General features: G+C 65.6%; 23 protein-coding genes. 19 read left to right on the top strand and 4 right to left on the bottom strand.

Annotated features, from left to right (window positions below; translation table 11 throughout):
- The first annotated feature begins 33 nt into the window (after nucleotides 1-33).
- The 18 genes from LQF09_RS19335 to ccmI all read left to right on the top strand — a co-directional run bounded on the left by LQF09_RS19335 (nucleotide 34) and on the right by ccmI (nucleotide 16341).
- Nucleotides 34-1965, top strand: coding sequence for a histidine kinase (locus tag LQF09_RS19335; RefSeq protein WP_270068785.1), 1932 nt, complete (start codon nucleotides 34-36; stop codon nucleotides 1963-1965).
- On the top strand, nucleotides 1962-2606 hold the full coding sequence (gene narL, locus LQF09_RS19330; RefSeq protein WP_002926072.1) for a two-component system response regulator NarL: 645 nt from the start codon (nucleotides 1962-1964) through the stop codon (nucleotides 2604-2606). The genes LQF09_RS19335 and narL overlap by 4 nt, the downstream gene beginning before the upstream one ends.
- A 131-nt stretch (nucleotides 2607-2737) precedes the next feature.
- The gene (gene napF, locus LQF09_RS19325; RefSeq protein ID WP_002926071.1) at nucleotides 2738-3214 is read left to right on the top strand and encodes a ferredoxin-type protein NapF; all 477 of its coding nucleotides are present in this window, start codon (nucleotides 2738-2740) and stop codon (nucleotides 3212-3214) included.
- On the top strand, nucleotides 3211-3465 hold the full coding sequence (locus tag LQF09_RS19320; protein WP_002926070.1) for a chaperone NapD: 255 nt from the start codon (nucleotides 3211-3213) through the stop codon (nucleotides 3463-3465). The genes napF and LQF09_RS19320 overlap by 4 nt, the downstream gene beginning before the upstream one ends.
- A 1-nt stretch (nucleotide 3466) precedes the next feature.
- Nucleotides 3467-6013 carry a nitrate reductase catalytic subunit NapA gene (gene napA / locus LQF09_RS19315; RefSeq protein WP_270068784.1) on the top strand — a complete coding sequence of 849 codons (2547 nt, stop codon included), beginning with the start codon at nucleotides 3467-3469 and terminating at the stop codon, nucleotides 6011-6013.
- Nucleotides 6014-6088: 75 nt separating this feature from the next.
- The gene (napG, locus tag LQF09_RS19310; protein ID WP_002926067.1) at nucleotides 6089-6964 is read left to right on the top strand and encodes a ferredoxin-type protein NapG; all 876 of its coding nucleotides are present in this window, start codon (nucleotides 6089-6091) and stop codon (nucleotides 6962-6964) included.
- A complete protein-coding gene (gene napH, locus LQF09_RS19305; protein WP_270068783.1) occupies nucleotides 6961-7905 on the top strand; it encodes a quinol dehydrogenase ferredoxin subunit NapH in 945 nt (314 codons plus the stop codon). Before napG ends, napH begins: the two co-directional genes overlap by 4 nt.
- On the top strand, nucleotides 7902-8354 hold the full coding sequence (locus tag LQF09_RS19300) for a nitrate reductase cytochrome c-type subunit (protein ID WP_002926061.1): 453 nt from the start codon (nucleotides 7902-7904) through the stop codon (nucleotides 8352-8354). Before napH ends, LQF09_RS19300 begins: the two co-directional genes overlap by 4 nt.
- A 22-nt stretch (nucleotides 8355-8376) precedes the next feature.
- A complete protein-coding gene (locus LQF09_RS19295) occupies nucleotides 8377-9003 on the top strand; it encodes a NapC/NirT family cytochrome c (RefSeq protein ID WP_002926059.1) in 627 nt (208 codons plus the stop codon).
- A 158-nt stretch (nucleotides 9004-9161) separates the two neighbouring features.
- Complete coding sequence (gene ccmA / locus LQF09_RS19290; protein WP_002926056.1) at nucleotides 9162-9788, top strand: cytochrome c biogenesis heme-transporting ATPase CcmA; 627 nt, start codon at nucleotides 9162-9164, stop codon at nucleotides 9786-9788.
- Complete coding sequence (ccmB, locus tag LQF09_RS19285; protein WP_002926054.1) at nucleotides 9782-10450, top strand: heme exporter protein CcmB; 669 nt, start codon at nucleotides 9782-9784, stop codon at nucleotides 10448-10450. Before ccmA ends, ccmB begins: the two co-directional genes overlap by 7 nt.
- Before the next feature lie 58 nt (nucleotides 10451-10508).
- Nucleotides 10509-11297, top strand: a complete 789-nt coding sequence (gene ccmC / locus LQF09_RS19280; RefSeq protein ID WP_270068782.1) for a heme ABC transporter permease CcmC — start codon at nucleotides 10509-10511, stop codon at nucleotides 11295-11297.
- Nucleotides 11297-11524 (top strand): heme exporter protein CcmD, encoded by a 228-nt coding sequence (gene ccmD, locus LQF09_RS19275; RefSeq protein WP_002926051.1) that lies wholly within the window; start codon nucleotides 11297-11299, stop codon nucleotides 11522-11524. The genes ccmC and ccmD overlap by 1 nt, the downstream gene beginning before the upstream one ends.
- On the top strand, nucleotides 11521-11967 hold the full coding sequence (gene ccmE / locus LQF09_RS19270; protein ID WP_002926049.1) for a cytochrome c maturation protein CcmE: 447 nt from the start codon (nucleotides 11521-11523) through the stop codon (nucleotides 11965-11967). Before ccmD ends, ccmE begins: the two co-directional genes overlap by 4 nt.
- Before the next feature lie 4 nt (nucleotides 11968-11971).
- Complete coding sequence (locus LQF09_RS19265) at nucleotides 11972-13954, top strand: heme lyase CcmF/NrfE family subunit (protein WP_270068781.1); 1983 nt, start codon at nucleotides 11972-11974, stop codon at nucleotides 13952-13954.
- Between the two features lie 20 nt (nucleotides 13955-13974).
- The gene (locus LQF09_RS19260; RefSeq protein ID WP_002926045.1) at nucleotides 13975-14568 is read left to right on the top strand and encodes a DsbE family thiol:disulfide interchange protein; all 594 of its coding nucleotides are present in this window, start codon (nucleotides 13975-13977) and stop codon (nucleotides 14566-14568) included.
- Nucleotides 14558-15118, top strand: coding sequence for a cytochrome c-type biogenesis protein (locus LQF09_RS19255; RefSeq protein WP_270068780.1), 561 nt, complete (start codon nucleotides 14558-14560; stop codon nucleotides 15116-15118). Before LQF09_RS19260 ends, LQF09_RS19255 begins: the two co-directional genes overlap by 11 nt.
- Complete coding sequence (gene ccmI, locus LQF09_RS19250; protein WP_270068779.1) at nucleotides 15115-16341, top strand: c-type cytochrome biogenesis protein CcmI; 1227 nt, start codon at nucleotides 15115-15117, stop codon at nucleotides 16339-16341. The genes LQF09_RS19255 and ccmI overlap by 4 nt, the downstream gene beginning before the upstream one ends.
- A 10-nt stretch (nucleotides 16342-16351) precedes the next feature.
- Here ccmI and alr read toward each other — a convergent pair whose 3' ends face one another.
- A complete protein-coding gene (gene alr, locus LQF09_RS19245) occupies nucleotides 16352-17413 on the bottom strand; it encodes an alanine racemase (RefSeq protein ID WP_270068778.1) in 1062 nt (353 codons plus the stop codon).
- Between the two features lie 107 nt (nucleotides 17414-17520).
- Nucleotides 17521-18831 (bottom strand): D-amino acid dehydrogenase, encoded by a 1311-nt coding sequence (locus tag LQF09_RS19240; RefSeq protein WP_270068777.1) that lies wholly within the window; start codon nucleotides 18829-18831, stop codon nucleotides 17521-17523.
- A gap of 134 nt (nucleotides 18832-18965) precedes the next feature.
- Here LQF09_RS19240 and LQF09_RS19235 point away from each other — a divergent pair, with 134 nt between their 5' ends.
- Nucleotides 18966-19433 (top strand): winged helix-turn-helix transcriptional regulator, encoded by a 468-nt coding sequence (locus LQF09_RS19235; RefSeq protein WP_270068776.1) that lies wholly within the window; start codon nucleotides 18966-18968, stop codon nucleotides 19431-19433.
- Here LQF09_RS19235 and LQF09_RS19230 read toward each other — a convergent pair.
- Both LQF09_RS19230 and LQF09_RS19225 read right to left on the bottom strand, forming a co-directional pair.
- Nucleotides 19412-20194: a hypothetical protein gene (locus tag LQF09_RS19230; protein ID WP_270068775.1), complete on the bottom strand. Its 783-nt coding sequence runs from the start codon at nucleotides 20192-20194 to the stop codon at nucleotides 19412-19414. The genes LQF09_RS19235 and LQF09_RS19230 overlap by 22 nt on opposite strands.
- Before the next feature lie 172 nt (nucleotides 20195-20366).
- Entirely contained in the window at nucleotides 20367-21080 is a 714-nt protein-coding gene (locus LQF09_RS19225; protein ID WP_270068774.1) for an autoinducer binding domain-containing protein, read from the bottom strand.
- Nucleotides 21081-21088 lie beyond the last annotated feature (8 nt).

The following is a 21088-nucleotide window of genomic DNA, read 5'->3' as shown; positions in this document are numbered from 1 at the left end:
TCCGACGTGGGATTGCTTGAGCGGAGGTTGAGGATGAACTTTCCCACCCTGCGTCCGCTGGCAAGGCGTTCGATCATGCTGCTGGTATCGGTGGCAATGCTCACCCTCACCCTGATCACCCTTGCCGGTATGAGCGCCTCGGTGCTGGTCGTCGAGAGTGCGCGCGGCAGTGCGAGCGCGATCAACGTTGCCGGCAGCCTGCGCCGCTACACCCATCGCCTTGCCAACCTGATCGCGGTCGACGCGCTCTCGGGGCGGTCCGAATCGCAGCGGGTCGAGGCGGCGGTGAGGGACTTCGAGACCCATCTCGAGCACCCTGCGCTGCTGCGCTTCGTCGAGCGTGCGCCCGGCGAGTTGTTTGCCGCCACGTACCGCGGCGTGCACGCATCCTGGCACTTGAGCCTCAAGCCGCGCATCGAGGCGCTTGGCGCCCAGTCGCCACCACCGCCCAATGAGCAGGTCGAGATCCTGCTGACCGAGGTCGACGCCTTTGTCGACCAGCTCAATACCCTGGTCGCCGTGCTCGAACACGATACCGAGAAGCGCATCCAGGACCTGCGTCTGATCCTGGCAGGGGCGATTGTGCTCACCGTGCTGGTGGTTGTGGTGGCGCTGTTGTTGCTCAAACGCGCGCTGCTGACGCCCTTGCGTGGGCTGCTCGATGCGGCGCGGCGTATCGCCGGCGGCGATTTCGGGGTGCGTGTGAGCTACACCGGCCAGGACGAACTCGGCCGCGTTGGTCTGGCTTTCAATCTGATGGCAGACGAGCTTGCCGGCCACTACCGCACGCTGGAGCAGCGGGTTGCCGACAAGACATCCGAACTTCAGCGCAGCAACCGCTCGCTGGAGCTGCTGTACCACGCCATTGCCCGCCTGTACCAGACGCCAACGGCCACCGAGGCGTATGAGGCGACCCTGCGCGACATCGATCGGGTGGCGGGCCTGGAGGGCAGCTTTGTCTGCATCGAGCCGCGTCACGGTGGGCCGGCGAGTGTGATCGCTTCCTCGATGGGGGGCTGTCCCGACCGCAACGAGCGTGGCGAGGATGCCTGTGGCGCCTGTCGGGCGGCATCCGATGGCGTTGGGCTGGCGCTTCATCACCCGGCCCTGTTGCGCTTTCCGCTGCGCGACCGTGAGCACCACTACGGCATGCTGCGCCTTTCGCTGCCCGATGGGGCCCGCCTCGAGGACTGGCAGCGTCAGCTGGTGGAGGCGCTGTCGCGCCACATCGGCATGGCGCTCGGCGCGAGCCGGCGCAGCGAGCAGGAGCGCTTACTGGCGCTGCAGGAGGAGCGTTCGGTGATTGCGCGCGAGCTTCACGACTCGCTTGCCCAGGCGCTGTCCTACATGAAGATCCAGGTCAGTCTCCTGCAGGGCGTGCTTGCCGATCCGCAGCGGCGTGCCGAAGCCGAGCCCATACTGGCCGATCTGCGTGAAGGCATCAACGCGGCCTACCGGCAGCTGCGCGAACTGCTCGTCTCGTTCCGGCTCGGCCTTGCGGGCGACCTGAAGACCCTGCTCGCGGATGCCGTGCGCGAGTACGGTGCACGCGGCGGTGTGGAGGTGCAGCTGGAGGTCGCGCTCGGGGAGTGTGCGCTGCGTCCCAACCAGGAAGTGCATGTGCTGCAGATCGCGCGCGAGGCCTTGTCGAACATGGTGCGTCACGCCCAGGCTCGCAGGGCCCGGGTCAGCCTGATCGGTACTGACGACGGGATGGTGGAGTTGACTGTCATGGATGACGGCGTCGGCCTCGGCATGCCGCCGGCCGATGCGCATAACCATCATGGCATGGCGATCATGCGCGAGCGTGCCAGCAGCCTTGGCGGCAGTATTGCGTTTGATGACCAAGCCGACGGCGGCACCTGTCTGCGGGTGCGCTTCCAGGCGGCCGCCAGCCTTGCCGAGCCTGTCGTTTCCCCCGCGCCCGCAGAGGCGCCAAGCCACGCCGGAGAGAGCCGCGCATGAATGAGCACCACCGCGTCCTGATCGTCGACGACCATCCTCTGTTCCGCAAGGGATTGGGCCAGCTGCTGCAGATGGTGCCCGGTTTCGTGCTTGCCGGTGAGGCTGCGGACGGGGAGGAGGGACTCGCGCTTTCCCGCCAGCTCAAGCCTGACCTGATCCTGCTCGATCTCAACATGCGTGGCATGAATGGCCTGGAAGTGCTGCGTGGCTTGCGTACCGCCCGTATCGAAAGCAAGGTCGTCATGATCACCGTTTCGGACGCCGGGGAGGATGTCGTCGCTGCGTTGCGCGCGGGCGTCGACGGCTATCTGCTCAAGGATATGGAGCCTGAGGCGATGATGGCAGCGCTGGCCGATGTCGCGGCTGGCAGGGTGGTCATTCCGCCTCAGCTCAATCACCTGCTTGCGGCTGCGCTGCGCAGCGAGACCCGCCCGCAATCGGTGGGGGCGGCAGGTCTGACAGAGCAGGAGACCCGTATCCTCGAGAAGATCGCCGCAGGTTTGTCCAACAAGCAGATCGGGCGCGAACTGGACATCACCGAAGGGACTGTCAAGGTCCATGTCAAACACGTCCTGCGCAAGCTCGACTTGCGTTCGCGGGTGGAAGCCGCGGTGTGGGCGGTGGAGCACATACGTAACTGAGAGACGCTCGCAACTTGACTGTAGTCAATGATCCATGCGGTCCAGGAGGTATCCAATGGAATCGATAAAAAGGTCAGGTCAGCGAAGTGGAATCAGTCACTCTCTCCCGCAGGGGTTTCCTGCGGGGCCGCATGCGCAAGGTTGCGCCCGCACAGCGCCCCCCGTGGGCGCTTGCAGAGGATGATTTCATCTCCCGCTGCACCCGCTGCGACGCGTGTGTCGAGGCCTGCCCGACGCTGATTCTCGTGCGTGGGGAGGGTGGCTTCCCGAGCGTCGATTTCAGCAAGGGCGAGTGCAGCTTCTGTACCGAGTGCGTCACGCGGTGCGAGCCCCGTGCGCTGTTGCGCACCGATGCGCATGAGTTGCCGTGGGCGCTCGCCGCGCGCATCGGCGATGCGTGTATCGCCGCCGCAGGGGTCGAGTGCCGGGTTTGCGGTGAGTCCTGCCCGGTCGGTGCAATCCGCTTTCGCCCGCAACTCGGCGGCGTGTCGCGTCCCCAGCTCGATGTACAGACTTGTACGGGCTGCGGCGCCTGCTTCGCCCCTTGCCCGACGCGCGCGATCGCCATCGAATCACGATTGGATACGCCCATGGAGAGCGAACAATGAACATAGCAAGCCTGGTCGTGCGGGCTTTTCCCGCCGATTTCCCCACGGTGATGGAAGCCTTGCGCAAGATCCCCGGCGTCGAGCTGCATGGCGCTTCGGAAGAAAAAGGCAGCATCGTCGTCACGATCGAGGACGGCGAGGGCTGGTCGGTCACCGACTCGATCCTTGCGGTGAATCTTGCCCCGAAGGTCCAGGGCCTGACGATCGCCTATGAATACACCGATGATGGTCTCGAATTAACGGAGGCATGAAATGAGCATGAATCGACGCGAATTCATCAAGAACAATGCGGTTGCGGCTGCCGCGGCTACGGCCGGTATCGGCATCCCCGTGGTCACGCAGGCGCAGGGCGTGGCGCCGGCAGGTACCAATGTGCGCTGGGACAAGGCTGCCTGCCGCTTCTGTGGCACCGGCTGCTCGGTGCTGGTGGGTGTGCAGAACGGGCGTGTGGTGGCCTCGCAGGGCGACCCCGACTCGCCGGTCAACCGTGGCCTGAACTGCATCAAGGGCTACTTCCTGTCCAAGATCATGTACGGCGAGGACCGCCTGACTCAGCCGCTGCTGCGCATGCGTGGCGGCAAGTACGACAAGAACGGCGAGTTCACCCCGATCAGCTGGGACCAAGCCTTCGACATCATGGCCGAGAAGTGGAAGGCCGCGCTCAAGGAGCACGGCCCGCGCTCGATCGGCATGTTCGGCTCCGGCCAGTGGACGATCTGGGAAGGCTATGCGGCTGCCAAGCTGCACAAGGCCGGTTTCCGCACCAACAACATCGACCCCAACGCCCGCCACTGCATGGCTTCGGCGGTGGCAGGCTTCATGCGCACCTTCGGCATGGACGAGCCGATGGGCTGCTATGACGACATCGAGAACGCCGACGCCTTCGTGCTTTGGGGTGCGAACATGGCCGAGATGCACCCCATCCTGTGGAGCCGCATCACCGACCGTCGTCTGACCCATCCGGGGTGTGAGGTGCACGTGCTGTCGACCTTCGAGCATCGCTCCTACGAGCTCGCCGACAACCCGATGATCTTCAAGCCGCAGACCGACCTGGCGATGCTGAACTACATCTGCCATCACATCATCTCGACCGGTGCGGTGAACAAGGACTTCGTCGCCAAGCACGTCAAGTTCAAGCGCGGTGAGACCGACATCGGCTACGGCCTGCGCGGCAACCATGCGCTCGAGGTGAATGCGACCAACAACGGCTATCCCGGCGCCGACGGCAAGCCCAAGGGCAACCCGGGCAAGGCCGAGGACATGACGTTTGAGGAGTTCGCCGCCTACGTCTCCGAGTACACGCTGGAGAAGACCTCCAAGCTCTCGGGTGTGCCCGAGGCCCACCTCAAGCGCATGGCTGAGGTCTATGCCGATCCGAATCGCAAGGTCACCTCGTTCTGGACCATGGGCTTCAACCAGCACACCCGCGGTACCTGGGTGAACAACATGATCTACAACGTCCACCTGCTGGTGGGCAAGATCTCGGAGCCGGGCAACAGCCCGTTCTCGCTCACCGGCCAGCCTTCCGCCTGCGGTACCGCGCGCGAGGTCGGCACCTTCGCCCATCGCCTGCCGGCGGACATGGTCGTTACCAATCCGAAGCACCGCGAGTACAGCGAGAAGATCTGGCAACTGCCTGAGGGCACCATCCCCGACTGGATTGGCCTGCACGCCGTGGCACAGAGTCGTGCGCTCAAGGATGGCACGCTCAAGTGCTACTGGACCACGACCACCAACAACATGCAGGCGGGGCCCAACGTCAATGACGAGATCTATCCGGGCTGGCGTAACCCGGAAGCCTTCGTTGTCGTCTCCGATGTCTATCCGACCGTGTCAGCGCTGTCGGCCGACCTGATCCTGCCGGCTGCGATGTGGGCAGAGAAGGAGGGCGCTTTCGGCAATGCCGAGCGTCGCAGCCAGTTCTGGCGCCAGCAGGTGAGCGCGCCTGGCCAGGCCAAGTCCGACCTGTGGCAGTACATCCAGTTTGCCAAGCGCTTCAAGGTTGAGGAGGTGTGGCCCGAGGAACTGCTGGCCAAAAAGCCCGAGTACCGCGGCAAGACGCTGTACGACATCCTGTATGCGAACTCTGAGGTCACCAAGTATCCGCTCGAGGACGTCGCCAAGGTCAATGAGCACGCCTGGGCGGGCTACATGAACGACGAGTCCAAGGAGCTTGGCTTCTACCTGCAGAAGGGGCTGTTCGAGGAATACGCGAAGTTTGGCCGCGGCAAGGCGCACGATCTGGCCGACTTCGATGACTACCACCGCTCCCGCGGTTTCCGCTGGCCGGTGGTCGAGGGCAAGGAAACCCTGTGGCGCTACCGCGAAGGCTATGACCCCTACGTCGAGGCAGGCGAGGGTTGGAGCTTCTACGGCTATCCGGACAAGAAGGCGATCGTGTTCGCGCTGCCCTACCAGGATCCGCCCGAGATGCCGGATGCCGAGTACGACATGTGGATGTGCACGGGCCGTGTGCTGGAGCACTGGCATACCGGTTCGATGACGCGCCGCGTGCCCGAGCTGCACCGCTCGGTGCCGGACGCGCAGGTCTTCATGCACCCGGACGATGCCCAGAAGCGCGGCCTGCAACGTGGTATGGCGGTGAAGATCGTCTCCAAGCGTGGTGAAGTGGTGGCGCGTCTCGAGACGCGTGGCCGCAACAAGCCGCCGGTCGGCCTCATCTTCATCCCCTTCTTTGACGAAGGGCGTCTGGTGAACAAGCTGATCTTGGACGCGACCTGCCCGATCTCGAAAGAGACCGACTTCAAGAAGTGCCCGGTCAAGGTGGTCAAGGCCTGATAAATGGAGGCGTGACTCCGGCTTGCGCACGACCGACCGGGGGGCGGCGTGCGCGGGCGGGGATCCACGAATGAAATGAGCAAGCAAACGGAAAACACCGAGCGCAAAGGGGCCACCGTCCCGTCCTCGCGCCGCCGGTTCCTCAAGGAATCGGCGGGCGTGGCAGGCGGTGCCGGCCTGCTCGCGCTCGGTGCCGGGATGTACGCGAAGCAGGCGTCGGCGTTGCCGGCCACTGCCATCCGTCCGCCCGGGGCACTCCCCGAGCCCGAGTTCCTGGCCGCCTGTGTGCGCTGTGGCCTGTGCGTGCGCGACTGCCCCTACGACACCCTGAAGCTGGCCGAACTGGGCGACGGTGTCGCCACCGGCACGCCCTACTTCGAAGCACGCAGGATCCCCTGCGAGATGTGCGAGGACATTCCCTGCGTGGTTGCCTGTCCGACTGGTGCGCTCGATCGTGCGCTCACCGACATCGAGCAGGCGCGCATGGGACTGGCCGTGCTCATCGACCAGGAGAACTGCCTCAACTTCCTCGGCCTGCGCTGCGATGTGTGCTATCGCGTGTGCCCGGTCATCGACAAGGCGATCACGCTCGAGCGCATGCACAACCCGCGCTCGGACCGTCACGCCATGTTGCTGCCCACGGTGCATTCGGATCACTGCACGGGTTGCGGGAAATGCGAGCAGGCCTGCGTGCTGCCGGGCGAGTCGGCGATCAAGGTGCTGCCGATCAAGCTCGCCCAAGGTTCGAAAGCCGACCATTACCTGCGCGGCTGGGAACAGAAGGAAGCGGCCGGGCAGTCGCTCATCGGCGACCAGATCGAGCTGCCTGTGCGAGGCCTGGAGGACAAGGCCTTTGGGGATACCCGCGTGCGTCCTGGTGAAGCGCCGACCCGTACACCCGAGTACGCACCGACGGCCCCCGGCGGACTGGATTCGGGGTGGAAGCCATGAGCACGCAGACGACTTCCGCGATGGCGGGCGGCAAACCCGAGCGCACGGTGCCGCCCACCAGTGTGCGTGGTGCGGCGATGCGTGGTGTCGTTGCGCGGCCAGGGCATGAAGCGATCGAGGCCAAGGGTTGGTTCAGTGCCCACAAGTGGTTGCTGCTGCGGCGCGCTTCCCAGTTCGGCATCCTTGCGCTGTTCCTGGTCGGGCCCTGGCTCGGCTGGTGGATCGTCAAGGGCAACCTGGCCTCAAGCCTGACCTTGGGCGTGCTGCCGCTCACCGATCCCTTCCTGATCGCGCAGCAGGTGGCGGCGGGGCAGTGGCCGTATCGCGAGGCCTTGCTCGGTGGTGGCATCGTGCTGGCCTTCTACCTGCTCCTCGGTGGGCGGCTGTTCTGCTCATGGGTATGCCCGGTGAACCTCGTCACCGATGCTGCGGCCTGGCTGCGGCGCCGGCTGGGGCTCAAGGGCGGCAAGGCGCCTGCGGCGAGCACACGCTACTGGTTGCTGGGGTTCGTGCTGGTGATCGCGGCGGCGACCGGTTCGCTGGCGTGGGAGTGGGTGAACCCGGTGTCGATGTTCCACCGTGGGCTGATCTTCGGCTTTGGCCTGGCCTGGGGCATCGTCGGCGGCATCTTCTTCTACGACCTGCTGATCGCGCCGCGCGGCTGGTGCGGTCACTTGTGCCCGCAAGGCGCCTTCTACGCGCTGCTCGGCCGTGCTTCGGTGCTCAAGGTGTCGGCCGCCAGGCGCAGCGCCTGCAACGACTGCATGGACTGCTTCGCCGTGTGCCCCGAGCCGCAGGTCATCCGTCCCGCGCTCAAGGCGGCCGGGCAGGACCACCCCCTGATTCTGGATGCCGACTGCACCACCTGCGGACGCTGTGTGGATGTATGCGGCAAGGACGTTTTCCGTATTACGACCCGATTCAACAGGAGCGAGTCATGAAAAAACAAACCCGCAATCTCGTGATCGCGCTCGTCGCCGCACTCGGCATCGGCGCTGCACTGCCCGATGCCGCCGAGGCCCAGAGCGTGCGCAGTATTCGTGGTGCCGACGTCGCCGATCCCGAACTGGCCGTGGGCAACTACAAGCTGATCCCCGACCAGGCCCCGCTGCCGCGTGACTATGTGCAGCAGCCACCGCTGGTGCCGCACAAGATCGATGGTTATGAGGTCACCATCAATTTCAACAAGTGCATGGACTGCCACTCCTGGACGCGTTATCGCGAGACCGGTGCGACCAAGGTCAGCATCACGCACTTCAAGGACCGCGAGGGCACCGAACTCTCCAACATCTCGCCGCGGCGCTATTTCTGCCTGCAGTGCCATGTGCCGCAGACCGATGCCCGCCCGCTGGTCGAGAACCAGTTCCAGCGCGCCCAGGGCCTGCGCTAAGGCCGACTGAACGGGGTATGAAATGACCGACAACAAGAAGAGTTTGATGCAGCGCATCCGCGGCGCAGGCTGGGGCGCGGTCGTGCTGCTGTTCGCGGCCGGTGTCGTATTCTGGGGCGGCTTCAACTGGGCCCTGGAGGCGACCAACACCGAGAAGTTCTGCATCTCCTGCCACGAAATGGAGGAGAACGTCTTCAAGGAGTACCGCAACACCATCCACTACCAGAACCGCACCGGTGTGCGCGCGACCTGCCCGGACTGCCACGTCCCCAAGGAGTGGGGGCCGAAGATGGTCCGCAAGGTCCAGGCCTCGCGTGAGCTGTACGGCAAGGTGATGGGCACGATCGACACGCCCGAGAAGTTCAACAAGGAGCGCCTCCGCCTCGCCGAGAACGAATGGCGCCGCATGAAGGCGAACGACTCGCGCGAGTGTCGCAACTGCCACAGCTTCGAGTACTTCGACTACTCGGCGCAGGGTCGCCGCTCCAACCAGATGCACCAGGCTGGCTTCGCCGAAGGCAAGACCTGCATCGACTGCCACAAGGGCATCGCTCACTCGCTGCCGCCGGTCGCGCAGGATATCGGCGCCGAGCGTGGCGGTGTGACGCCGGAGACCATGCACCCGACGCCGCCCGCCGCCCAGCAGTAAGCCCTGGCGTGAAGGGCAGAGCGGGGGCTTAGGCGCCCGCTCCACATATCCGCCCCCTGCGGCGCTGATCAGGATCGGTGGCGCAGGGGGTTTGCCATTGCCTTTCGGCGCAGCTCGGGATGGCGTCGCCTGCCATCCCTGTGGTTCAATCCGTCCCCATGCTCGAAGCCCAAGATCTCGCCTGCCTGAAGGGCGATCGCCTGTTGTTCCGCGACCTCGCCTTTCGCCTGCAGGCGGGCGAAATGCTGCGTATCGCCGGCCCCAACGGGGTAGGAAAGACCAGCCTGCTGCGCCTGGTCACCGGCCTTGCCTTGCCAGAAGCCGGGGAGGTGCGCTGGCGCGGCCACTGTATCCGCCGCGAGCGCGAAGCCTTCCATGGCGAACTGCTCTATCTAGGCCATGCGCCGGCCCTCAACGACTTGCTCAGTCCACTCGAGAACCTCCGCTTTGCCTGTGCCGCGGGAGGCGACCATGTCGCCGAGGATGACTGCGTACAGGCGCTTGTGCGCATCGGTCTCGAGAACCAGCTCGATCTGCCCGCACGGGTCTTGTCGCAAGGCCAGCGCCGGCGTGTGGGGCTTGCCCGCCTGTTCCTGTCGGCGCGGCGGCCGTTGTGGGTACTGGACGAACCCTTCACCGCACTCGACGTCCACGCGGTGGCCGATCTGGCCGCAACCCTGTCCGCACACTGTGCGGACGGTGGCTGCGTGATGATGACCACCCACCAGGATGCACCTTTTGCCCGCCCACCCGCGGTGCTCGATGTCGGAGCCTTTGCATGCTGAGCACCTTCCTCGCCGTGCTGCGCCGCGACCTGTTGCTGGCGTGGCGCGGGCGCGCCGACGTACTGGTGACGCTGGCCTTCTTCGTCATCGTCGTCTGTCTGTTCCCGTTCGGTGTCGGTGCCGAGCCCAACCAGCTGCGCGCGATCGCACCCGGCGTGTTGTGGGTGGCCGCCTTGCTCGCGTGCCTGTTGTCCTTGCACCGGCTGTTTGCACAGGACTATGCGGACGGAACCCTGGAGCAACTCCTCCTGTCTAGAGAGCCTGCTGCTGTATGGGTGATGGCCAAGGTGCTGGCTTTCTGGCTCAGCACCGGCCTGCCGGTGATTGCGGTTGCGCCTGCGATGGCCTTGCTGCTTGACCTGGAGCAAGGTGGACTTTCGGTGTTGGTACTAAGTTTGACGCTGGGCACGCCGATCCTGACCTTGCTGGGCGCTGTAGGCGCCGCCCTGACGCTTGGCCTGAGAGGCGGCGGGATGTTGCTGGCGCTGCTTGTACTGCCGCTGTTCGTGCCGGTGCTGATCTTCGGTGCGGGGGCGGTCGAGGCCGAGGTGTCGGGTAGTGGTGCCCTGGCTCACCTGCTGCTGCTTGGTGGCGGGCTGGCCGGCGCGGTGGCGCTTGCCCCCTGGGCGTGCGCCGCGGCGCTCAGGATTTCGACCGAATGATGATGTGGCCGCGCATTTGCGTGTGTGGCCTTGAGACGAGACAACGACCGATCTTCGCATGACGACCTCCGAACGCAGTCGCAGCGTGCTCCGCTTCGCATCCCCGCAGTACTTCTATCCGCTCGCTGGCAAGCTTGCCCCCTGGTTCGCAGCCCTGGCGGTCGTGCTCACCCTTGTCGGCCTCTGGCTGGGCTTCTTTGTGGCACCCACCGATGCAACCCAGGGCGAGGTCTATCGGGTGATCTTCATCCACGTGCCTGCGGCCTGGATGTCGATGTTCATCTACCTGGTGATGGCCTTCTGGTCTGCGGTCGGCCTGGTCATGAACACGCGCCTGTCCTTCGTGATGAGCCAGGCGCTGGCGCCCACTGGCGCGATCTTCTGTTTCCTGGCGCTGTGGACCGGCGCGCTGTGGGGCAAGCCGACCTGGGGTGCCTACTGGGTGTGGGACGCACGCCTGACCTCGCAGTTGCTGCTGCTCTTCCTTTATTTCGGCTTCATCGCGCTCACGCGCGCGATCGAGGACCCGCGCCGCGCCGACCGTGCCGGCGCCATCATCGCACTGGTGGGCGCGGTGAACGTACCCATCATCTATTTCTCGGTGAATTGGTGGAACACCCTGCATCAGGGCGCTTCGGTGAGCCTTACCAAGGCGCCGTCGATGGCGGCGACGATGCTCGCCGGCATGCTGGTGATGGCGATCGCGGCGTGGATGTACACCATCGCCGTGGTGCTGTGGCGGGTGCGCCCGATGATCCTCGAGCGCGAGCGCCACACCGAATGGGTGGGCACGGTGCTTGAGAAGGAATTGCAGGCCGTTGCAGCGAACAAGGGAGGACGTGCCTGATGCAATGGGAAAGCTGGTCCGCGTTCTGGGACATGGGCGGTGCAGCCATCTTCGTCTGGGGCAGCTACGCCGTCACCTTCGGATTGCTCGCGCTGGAACTCGTGCTCGTGTTCCAGCGTCGGAGAGACACGACGCGCCGACTGCTGCGCTGGCGGCGGGCGGTCGGCAAGGAAGTTGGCAAGCATGATGGCGGCGAGTTCGAGCCCGCCTTGGAGTCTGAAAGATGAAAGCCCGTAGCAAGCGTCTGATGTTGGTTGGCGGCGGTGTCGCCCTGTTGGTGGCGGCGGTCGCCCTCGTGTTGAGCGCCTTCCAGCAGAACCTGGTGTTTTTCCACACGCCGTCCGAGGTTGCCGAAGGCAAGGCGCCCCTGGGCAAGACCTTCCGCATCGGCGGCATGGTCGAGGATGGCTCGATCGCGAGAGAGGCCGATGGCCTCACCGTGCGTTTCGCCATCACCGATACCGCCAAGGTCATTCCGGTGACCTACCGTGGCACGCTGCCCGACCTCTTCAAGGAGGGCAAGGGCGCAGTGGTGCAGGGGCGGCTCGAGGACGACGGCATTTTCCGTGCGACGGAGGTACTCGCCAAGCACGACGAGAACTACATGCCGCCCGAGGCCGCACACGCGGTCGAACAGGCGCAGAAAGCCGCCCAAACCGTGAGCCAGTGACGCCATGATTCCCGAACTCGGACATTTCGCGCTCATCCTCGCGCTGGTGCTGTCGCTGGTGCAGGGCATCGTGCCGCTGGTCGGTGCCAGCCGCAACAGCATGGCGCTGATGGCAGTCGGCCGGCCTGCCGCACAGGGTCAGTTCTTCTTCATCCTGTTCAGCTACGTATGCCTGACCTGGGCTTTCGTCACCAGTGATTTCTCGGTGCAGCTGGCCGCGTCGAACTCGCACAGCGCCACGCCGCTGATGTACAAGATCACCGGCGTATGGGGCAACCACGAAGGTTCCTTGCTGCTGTGGGCGATGTCGCTGTCGTTGTGGACGGTGGCGGTGACGGTGTTCTCGCGCCACCTGCCCGAGGCCTTCATGGCCCGCGTGCTCGGCGTGCTGGGTTGGGTCAGCGTCGGCTTCATCTCCTTCACGCTCGTTACCTCCAACCCGTTCGACCGCCTGCTGCCGGCGGTGGCCGAGGGCCGTGACCTGAACCCGCTGCTGCAGGACCCGGGGATGATCATCCACCCGCCACTGCTCTACATGGGTTATGTCGGTTTCTCGGTGGCATTTGCGTTCGCCATTGCCGCGCTGCTCTCCGGCCGGCTCGACGCTGCCTGGGCGCGCTGGTCGCGGCCATGGACCACGGTGGCCTGGGTGTTCCTGACTGCGGGTATCGCGGTCGGTTCGGGCTGGGCGTACTACGAACTCGGCTGGGGCGGCTGGTGGTTCTGGGATCCGGTCGAGAACGCCTCCTTCATGCCGTGGTTGCTCGGCACCGCGCTGATCCACTCGCTCGCGGTCACCGAGAAGCGTGGTGCGTTCCGTAGCTGGACGGTGCTGCTGGCGATCGCGGCGTTCTCGATGTCGCTGCTCGGCACCTTCCTCGTGCGTTCGGGCGTCATCACCAGTGTGCACGCATTTGCGACCGACCCGAAGCGTGGCCTCTACATCCTTGCCCTGCTCGTGCTGGTGATTGGTTTTTCCTTGCTCTTGTTCGCGATGCGCGCCAACAAGCTGATGGGGGGCGGCAGCTTCGCGCTGGTATCGCGCGAGACCTCGCTGCTAGGCAACAACGTGCTGCTGACCGTCGCGTCGGTGTCAGTGCTGCTCGGCACGCTCTATCCGCTGTTCCTCGACGCGCTCAACCTGGGCAAGATCTCGGTGGGGCCGCCGTACTTCGAGGCGGTGTTCGTACCGCTGATGACGCCGGTGGTGGTGCTGATGATGTTCGGTCCCTTCCTGCGCTGGAAGGACGATGACTTCGTTGCGGCGGCACGCAAGGTTGCGCCTGCCTTCGTTGCCAGCATCCTGATCGGTATCGGTGCGGCGATGGCGGTGGATCACCTGACCTGGCGCACTGCGCTGGGCCTGTTCCTTGCCGCCTGGGTGGTGCTGGCCAGCATCCAGTTGCTTCATGGCCGCCTCAAGGAGCGCGCCGGAGCATCGGCCGGTTCGCGTCTGCGCTCGATCACCGCATCCTGGTGGGGCATGTGGCTCGCTCACCTTGGGGTCGGCGTGTTCATCATCGGCGTTACCATGGTCGGCAGTCTCGAGAAGCAACTCGACGTCAAGATGCAGGAAGGCCAGCGCGCCGAGCTTGCGGGTTATACCTTCACCTTCCGCGGCGCAATCGATGCAGATGGGCCCAACTACGACGCTGCGCGCGGCATCATCGACGTTACCCGCAACGGCCGTGCCATTGCGACCCTGACCCCAGAGAAGCGCTTGTACTGGACTCAGGGCATGCCAATGACAGAGGCTTCGATTGATATCGGCCCGTTCCGCGACGTGTATGTATCGCTCGGCGAGCAACTGCAGGATGGGGCGTGGATCGTCAGCCTGTACTACAAGCCCTTCATCAGCTGGATCTGGCTGGGTTGCACGTTGATGGGCCTTGGCGGACTGTTTGCCGCGGCCGACCGCCGTTATCGCCGCCTTGCCGAGCGCGATGCCAAGGTCGGCGCAGGGCGCAGCGTTGCCGGCGCAGCCTGAGTGGAGACCGGACAAGCCTCATGAAAGCAAAGTTTCTCGTTCCGCTGCTGCTGTTCTTCGCTCTTGCCGCGTTCCTCGGCTTCGGCCTCACCCTCAACCCGCGCGAGGTACCCTCGCCGCTGATCGGCAAGCCAGCGCCCGAATTCACGCTTGCCCGCCTCGATCAGCCCGAGCAGCGCTTCGCACTCGAGGAAATGCGCGGCGAGGTGTGGTTGCTCAACGTGTGGGCGTCGTGGTGTGTCGCCTGTCGCGAGGAGCACCCCGTTCTGGTGCGCATGGCGCAGCAGAAGCTGGTGCCCATCGTTGGCCTCAACTACAAGGAGGTACGTGGTGACGGGGCGCTCAACGTACGCGGTATGGCACTCGACACCGAAACCGACCTTGCAATCCAGCGCGCCCGGCGCTGGCTGACCGACCATGGCGACCCCTACGTGCTGTCCGTGCTCGACATTGATGGCCGCGTTGGCATCGACTTTGGCGTCTATGGCGTACCCGAGACCTTCCTGATCGATCGCGAGGGCAAGATCCGCTACAAGCACATCGGCCCGATCACGCCCGAGGTGCTCAAGCAGGTGTTGCTACCGAAGATCGAGGAGGTCCGCCGTGCCGGCTGATCACTACAAGGAATTTGCGCTCCGGACGCTGCGCCTGGCTGCCTGCGCGCTCATGTTCGCGGGCGGGCAGGCAGCCTGGGCTGCGGGCCAGACGGCGTCCGACCCCGGCTTGGCGCCGACGGTGGCGGCAGACCTCGCGCTCGAGGCTGACGTCATGGAGCTGTCGCACAAGCTGCGCTGCCTGGTGTGCCAGAACCAGTCGATTGCGGAATCCAATGCGCCGCTGGCGGTCGATCTACGCGACCAGGTGCGCGAACAGCTCGCGGCCGGCAACAGCAAGCAGGACGTCATCGACTATGTCGTCGCCCGCTATGGCGACTTCGTCCTTTACCAGCCGCCATTCCGTGCCTCGACTGCCGTGCTGTGGGTGGGGCCGGCACTGCTCCTGTTCGGGGGCGCCGGCTGGCTGGCCTGGCGGCTGCGCCGCAGGCAGGAAGAAGTGGCGGCCGATCATGGCCTGAGCGCCGCCGAGCGCGAACGTGCGCGCGCCCTGCTCGCGGGAGCGGACGAGGCAGCACCGAAATCTGAATCACCGGAGTCCCGTTCGTGACCGCCTTTATCCTTCTTGCCGGCCTGTTGCTGGCCGGTGCCCTGCTATTGATCGTTCCGCCGCTGTTGGGCGCAGGTGCGCGCCAGCGGCGCGAGCAGGCGCGTCAGAGCACGATGGCGCTGACCGTGCTGCGCGAGCAGCTGGCCGAGCTCGATGCAGACCTCGCGTCTGGCCAGATCGACGCCGAAAGCCATGCTCGCAGTCGCGAGGAGCTCGAGCGCCGCGCGCTCGAAGAGGGCGAGGCGGCTGCCGAAGCGGCTGAGCTTGCCGACGCGCGCCCGAGCCGCGGCTGGGCGGTGGCGATGGCAGTGAGCATCCCGGCCGTGGCCATCGCCTCCTATCTGGCGATCGGAGAGCCGGAGGCGCTCGATCCCGCAAACCTCACCACGCAGCAAGGTTTCACCCGCGAACAGGTCAACGACATGGTAGGCCAGCTCGTGGCCCGTCTCGAGCAGGAGCCCGACAACGTCGAGGGCTGGACCATGCTCGCCCGCACCTACATGGTGCTCGAGGATTACCCGAAGGCGGTCGCTGCGTTCGCGCGTCTGGGGGCGCTGGTACCCGACGATCCCGATGTCCTGGCCGACTGGGCAGATGCCACTGCGGTGGTGAGCGGAACGGTGCAGGGCGAGGCCGAGGCGCTGGCGCAGCGTGCGCTGGCGGTGGCGCCCCAGCATGTCAAGGCGCTCGCCATTGCAGGCACCGGCGCATACCAGCGCAAGGACTTCGCGACCGCAGCCGGGCACTGGGAACGCATCCTTGCGCAGATTCCCGCGACCAACGACATGGCGAAGGGTTTGCGCGACAGCATCAACGACGCGCGCGCCAAGGCCGGGCTCGAACCGCTGGCTGCGCTCGAGGGGGCAGCGCCGGCGGCGGCCGCCCCGGTACTGACGATCAGCGGCCGTCTCAGCCTGTCTGCCGAGCTTGCGGACAAGGTGCAGCCGGCAGACGTCGTGTTCGTGTTCGTGCGTGCCGAAGCCGGCGGTCCGCCGTTCGCGGCGCTGCGTTTCACTGCCGCAGAACTGCCGCTCGACTTTGATTTCGATGGCGCGACACTGATGATGGGCGACATGCCCATCCCCGAGCGTGTCGTCGTCGCGGCCCGGGTTGCAAAGGGCGGTGACGCGACGGCGCGCAGCGGCGACCTCGAGGGCGCGAGCCCGGTTGTTTCGCCCGACAGCGAGGGCCTCAGCGTCGTGATTGACCGCGTGCGGGAGTGACGGTCGCCGCTCAGCCGATGTATTCCAAACGCACCCGCTTCACGTTGCACAGCAGTTCGTAAGCAATCGTGCCCGCAGCCGCGGCAACGCGGTTGACCGGCACCTCGGTGCCCCACAGCTCGACCCGGGTGCCAATGTTCGCAGTCGGCAGGGCGCTGAGGTCCACCGTGAGCATGTCCATCGAGACCCGCCCGATGATGCGACTGGGCTTTCCGCCCACGCTCACCGGTGTGCCGTCCGGCACTGTGCGCGGATAGCCGTCGGCGTAGCCCATCGCCACCAGTCCGACACGCGTGGGTGTCTGCGCGACGAAGCGGCCACCGTAGCCGAGCGCTTCGCCGACAGCGATCTCGCGTACCGCCATCACCGCGCTTTCGAGCGTCATCACCGGCTTGAGGCCGTTGTCTGGCGCCGGCATCGGGTCGGCCCCATAGAGCAGGATGCCGGGGCGCGCCCAGTCGCGCCGGGCGTCTGGCCAGCCCAGGATGGCGCTCGAGTTGGCAAGACTGCGCGCGCCGGGCAGGTTGGCCGTCGCCTCCTGGAAGCATTCGATCTGATCCGCGGTGGTGATCACCTGTGGTTCGTCCGCGCGCGCGAAGTGCGTCATCAAGGTGATGTCGGCAACCTGCCTGCAGGCTTTCAGTCTTGCCCACGCGGTGCCGACTTCCGCTGGCGCGAAGCCGGCCCGGTTCATGCCCGTATTCACCTTCAGCCAGACGTGGATGGGGGCCGCCATCGGCGTCGCTTCGAGCATCCGTACCTGATCCTCATGGTGGACGACGATCCACAGCCCTTCGCGCACGACCTCGGCAAGCTCAGCCGCCTCGAACACGCCTTCGAGCAGGAGCAGCGGTTGACGAATACCGGCGGCGCGCAGCACCAACGCTTCCTCGAGGAAGGCAACCGCGAAGCCGTCGGCCTCAGCGGCCAGCGCCAGTGCGCAGTGCACGGCGCCATGGCCGTAGGCGTTGGCCTTGACTACCGCCAACGCGCGCGCGCCGTGGCGCTCGCGGGCGAGGCGGTAGTTGTGACGCAGGGCGGCGAGGTCAATCTGGGCGCGGGCAGGGCGCATGGTAGGCATCCGTGGTGCAATGTACAGGCTCGATGGTGCAGTCAACGCATTGGGGCCGCAATAGCGCGGCCCCAATGGCATGACTCCACGACTGATGAGCAGGGGATTCAGGCGGGTGACAGGGTGTAGCCCGCGGTGCTGCCGCCCGCCTTGCGACCGTAGCGGGCGAGGCCGAGGTCGTCATGGCGGATCGCCGGCTGGTGGCCGCAGACGAGATCGGCGACAAGTGCGCCGGCACCGCAGGACATGGTCCAGCCCAGCGTGCCGTGACCGGTGTTGAGGAAAAGCTCGGGGTAGGAGGTGGCGCCGATGATCGGCGTCGAGTCGGGCGTCATCGGCCGCAGCCCGGTCCAGAATTCTGCCTTGGGCAGGTCGCCGCTGCCGGGGAAGAGGTCGCCGACGACCATCTCCAGGGTTTCGCGTCGGCGTGGGTTCAGGCGCAGGTCGAAGCCGCCGAGCTCGGCCATGCCTCCAACTCGGATGCGGTCGTCGAAGCGGGTCACGGCCACCTTGTAGGTCTCGTCGAGCACCGTCGACACCGGCGCGGCGGCGGCATCGACCAGCGGTACCGTAAGCGAGTAGCCCTTGACCGGGTACACCGGCAGTTCGAGCCCCAGGCTGGCTGCCATCTGCCGGGAGTAGCTACCGAAGGCCAGCACGTAGCGGTCGGCGCGCAGGATCTCGTCGCCCTCTGCTCCCGCGACACGCACGCCGTCGATGTGGCCGCCACGCTTGAGCAGTTCACGCACATCGATGCCGAAGCGGAACTCCACACCTGCTGCGCGTGCCATGTCGGCGAGCCGGGTGGTGAACAGGTGGCAGTCGCCGGTCTCGTCGTTGGGTAGGCGCAGGCCCCCGGCGAGCGGGGTGGCCCGGCTGGCCAGTGCGGGCTCTGCGCTGCCAAGCGCGTCGCCGGCCAGCAGTTCATAAGGTACGCCGCACTCGTCGAGTACGGCCGTGTCGCGCGCAGCTGCGTCTAGTTGGGCCTGAGTGCGGAACAGCTGCAGCGTGCCGCGGCTGCGCTCTTCGTAGTGCAGGCCCGTATCGGCACGCAGGGTGCGCAGGCAGTCGCGGCTGTATTCGGAGACGCGCATCATGCGTTCCTTGTTCACCGCATAGCGCGCGCTGGTGCAGTTGGCGAGCATGCTCGCCATCCAGCGCAGCTGGAACAGGCTGCCGTCGGCACGGATCGCGAGTGGGGCGTGGCGCTGGAACAGCCACTTCACGGCCTTGAGGGGAATGCCGGGTGCAGCCCAGGGCGTTGAATATCCAGGCGAGACCTGGCCGGCATTGGCGTAGCTGGTCTCGAGCGCGGCACCAGGCTGGCGGTCGATGACCGTTACCCGGGCGCCGCGTTGCGCGAGGTACCAAGCGGTGGTGGTGCCGATCACGCCGCTTCCGAGTACGATCACGTTCATCCTGGTGTCTCCTGTCTTGTGGCTGTTGAATGTCTGCAGTTTAGTCAGCAAAATGCAGTGAAAATCACCTAACTAAAGCCCGCTTGTAGTGAGATCAACTTTGTTGCCCCGTGCCAGGGCATTTCAGGAGTGAAATGCGCGATCTCGACCGCATAGACCGCCGGATCATCGATCTGCTGCAGAAGGACGGCCGCCTGTCGATGACCGAGCTTGCCCAGCGTGTGGGGCTGTCGGCGACCCCGTGCACCGAGCGTGTGCGCCGTCTCGAACGCGAGGGCGTCATCACTGGTTACCACGCCCGCGTCGCCCCGCGGGCGCTTGGCCGGCCCTTGCTGGTGTTCGTCGAACTCAAGCTCGCGGCCAAGTCGAACGACACCTTCGACCGCGTGAAGAAGGAACTCGCGTTTGTCCCCGAGGTGATGGAGTGTCACCTTGTGTCGGGTGACTTCGATTACCTGATCAAGGCGCGTATCGCCGAGATGAGCGACTACCGGCGCCTGCTCGGCAACATCCTGCTCAAGCTGCCGTCGGCAACCGAATCGCGCAGCTACGTGGTGATGGAGGAGGTCAAGGAAAGTCTCTACCTGCCGCCCGAGCCTTGATCCAGGCCCCGGTCTGCACGTGACAGGGCGATCAGCAGCGGGATGACCCCCGCGGCGGCGGCGAGGTGCTTGAGTGCATGTCCAGCGATAAGCTGCCCGGAGAGCGTCCAGATGCTGGTGTCGGCGGCCTCGAAAACCTTGGCCAGCCCGTATGCCACCAGAAGCCATCCCCATGGCAAAGCGCAGGCCCCGGGCCGCACACTGTGGCGCAGCCAGATCAGTAGGACCATGAAGCCGCCGAACTGCGTCAGAACGTATAGCCGCAGGTCGTCCTTCAGTACCCATAGGGCCAGCGCCGACGCGCCCAGCAACAGCCAGCCACCGAGCCAGCGCCGAGCCGCTCGGTCGCCGAGGCGCTCGCCGGCAAGGGCGCCGAGTGCGCCGGCAAACGCGATGCACATGGCGAGGCGATCCCAGAACAGGCTGGCATTGCTGGGGTCGAGGTGGTACCAGGCGCTACCCGCCCCAGTCAGGACCAGGCCGACGAAGAACACCCTCAGCGCCATGCGCTGCGAGGGCGGCGCGTGCGCTCCCCGCACCAGGCCTGCAAGGCCCGCCGCACAGAAGGTGAGGCTGCTCAGGACATCGGCAGCGTTGGGAATGAGCAGGGGGCCGATTGCAAGCGCGCGCGTGTCGGCGAACTGGTGATACAGCGGCGACTGTGGGATGGGCGCGACGAGCGCGAGTGCGAGGGCGCTTACGCCGAGCACGGCCAGCGCTGTTGCTTGGGCATGCCATGTCTTCGGTCGGCGTGGACTCATCACTTGCCTCCGCTGTTGCCTCCGGGTGTGATCCAAAAAGGCCGACTCGCATGAGCCGGCCTGAGCGTCTGAATCCGTATTAAGCGGGTGTAGAGCGACATGCCAAGTACGGCCAGCCCCCGACCCAGCCGGTGGCTCCTGCGCCCGATCGCCGAACGGTGGCGCTTCAAGCTTAATCCAGCAATCCCAGAATGGCTGCCTTTACCGCGGTGGCGGTCTTGTTGGCGCAGTTGAGTTTGGCCATGGTGTTGGCGGTGTGAAAATTCACGGTGCGTTCGGAAATGCCCATGAGAATCGAAATCTCCCCGGCAGTCTTGCCCTCGGCGGTCCATCGCAAGACCTCGACCTCACGGGTCGTCAGTTCGCCGAGATCTTGCGCGTGGTGTTCGCGGGCCAACTGATGACACAGGTACTCATGGCCCGCAAGGGCGAGAAAGCTCAAGCGCGCCCCATTCGCGAATAGCTCGGCCGAACTCAGACACTCAGCGCCGCGAACGAAAGACACCAGGCTCTGCCGGCCGCGACAGTCCGTGGCCGATTGAGACCAACCGTTGGCAATGCCGAACTGCCTGGCTTCTTCCCAGAACGTGTCGCTGGCCTGTGAGTAGTGTTCGGACCAGACGAAGGGCAGTTGCGATGCCATTCCACGCATGACCACGGGATCGTTATTGATGTATCCACGCTCGGCGTAAAGGGTTTGCCATTGTTCCGGGTAGTTGTTGAGCAGAACGATGCGGGGATTGCTCAGTGGATAGCGGAAGCGCACACCGTAGGCCAGGTGGTCGAAGCCAAGTGCCTTGCTCTCAAGCTCGATCACCGAGAACACTTCGGTTGCACTGTGCGCGGCGTTCAGTCGGGTCAGGAGGTCTTCGCGCCAGATGTTCATCCGACGCC

It is taken from the genome of Thauera sp. WB-2 (genome assembly GCF_027594845.1).
Classification (GTDB): Bacteria; Pseudomonadota; Gammaproteobacteria; order Burkholderiales; family Rhodocyclaceae; genus Thauera; species Thauera mechernichensis.
Note: the sequence above shows the minus strand (reverse complement) of the source record. Positions and strands in the feature narration are given on the sequence as shown.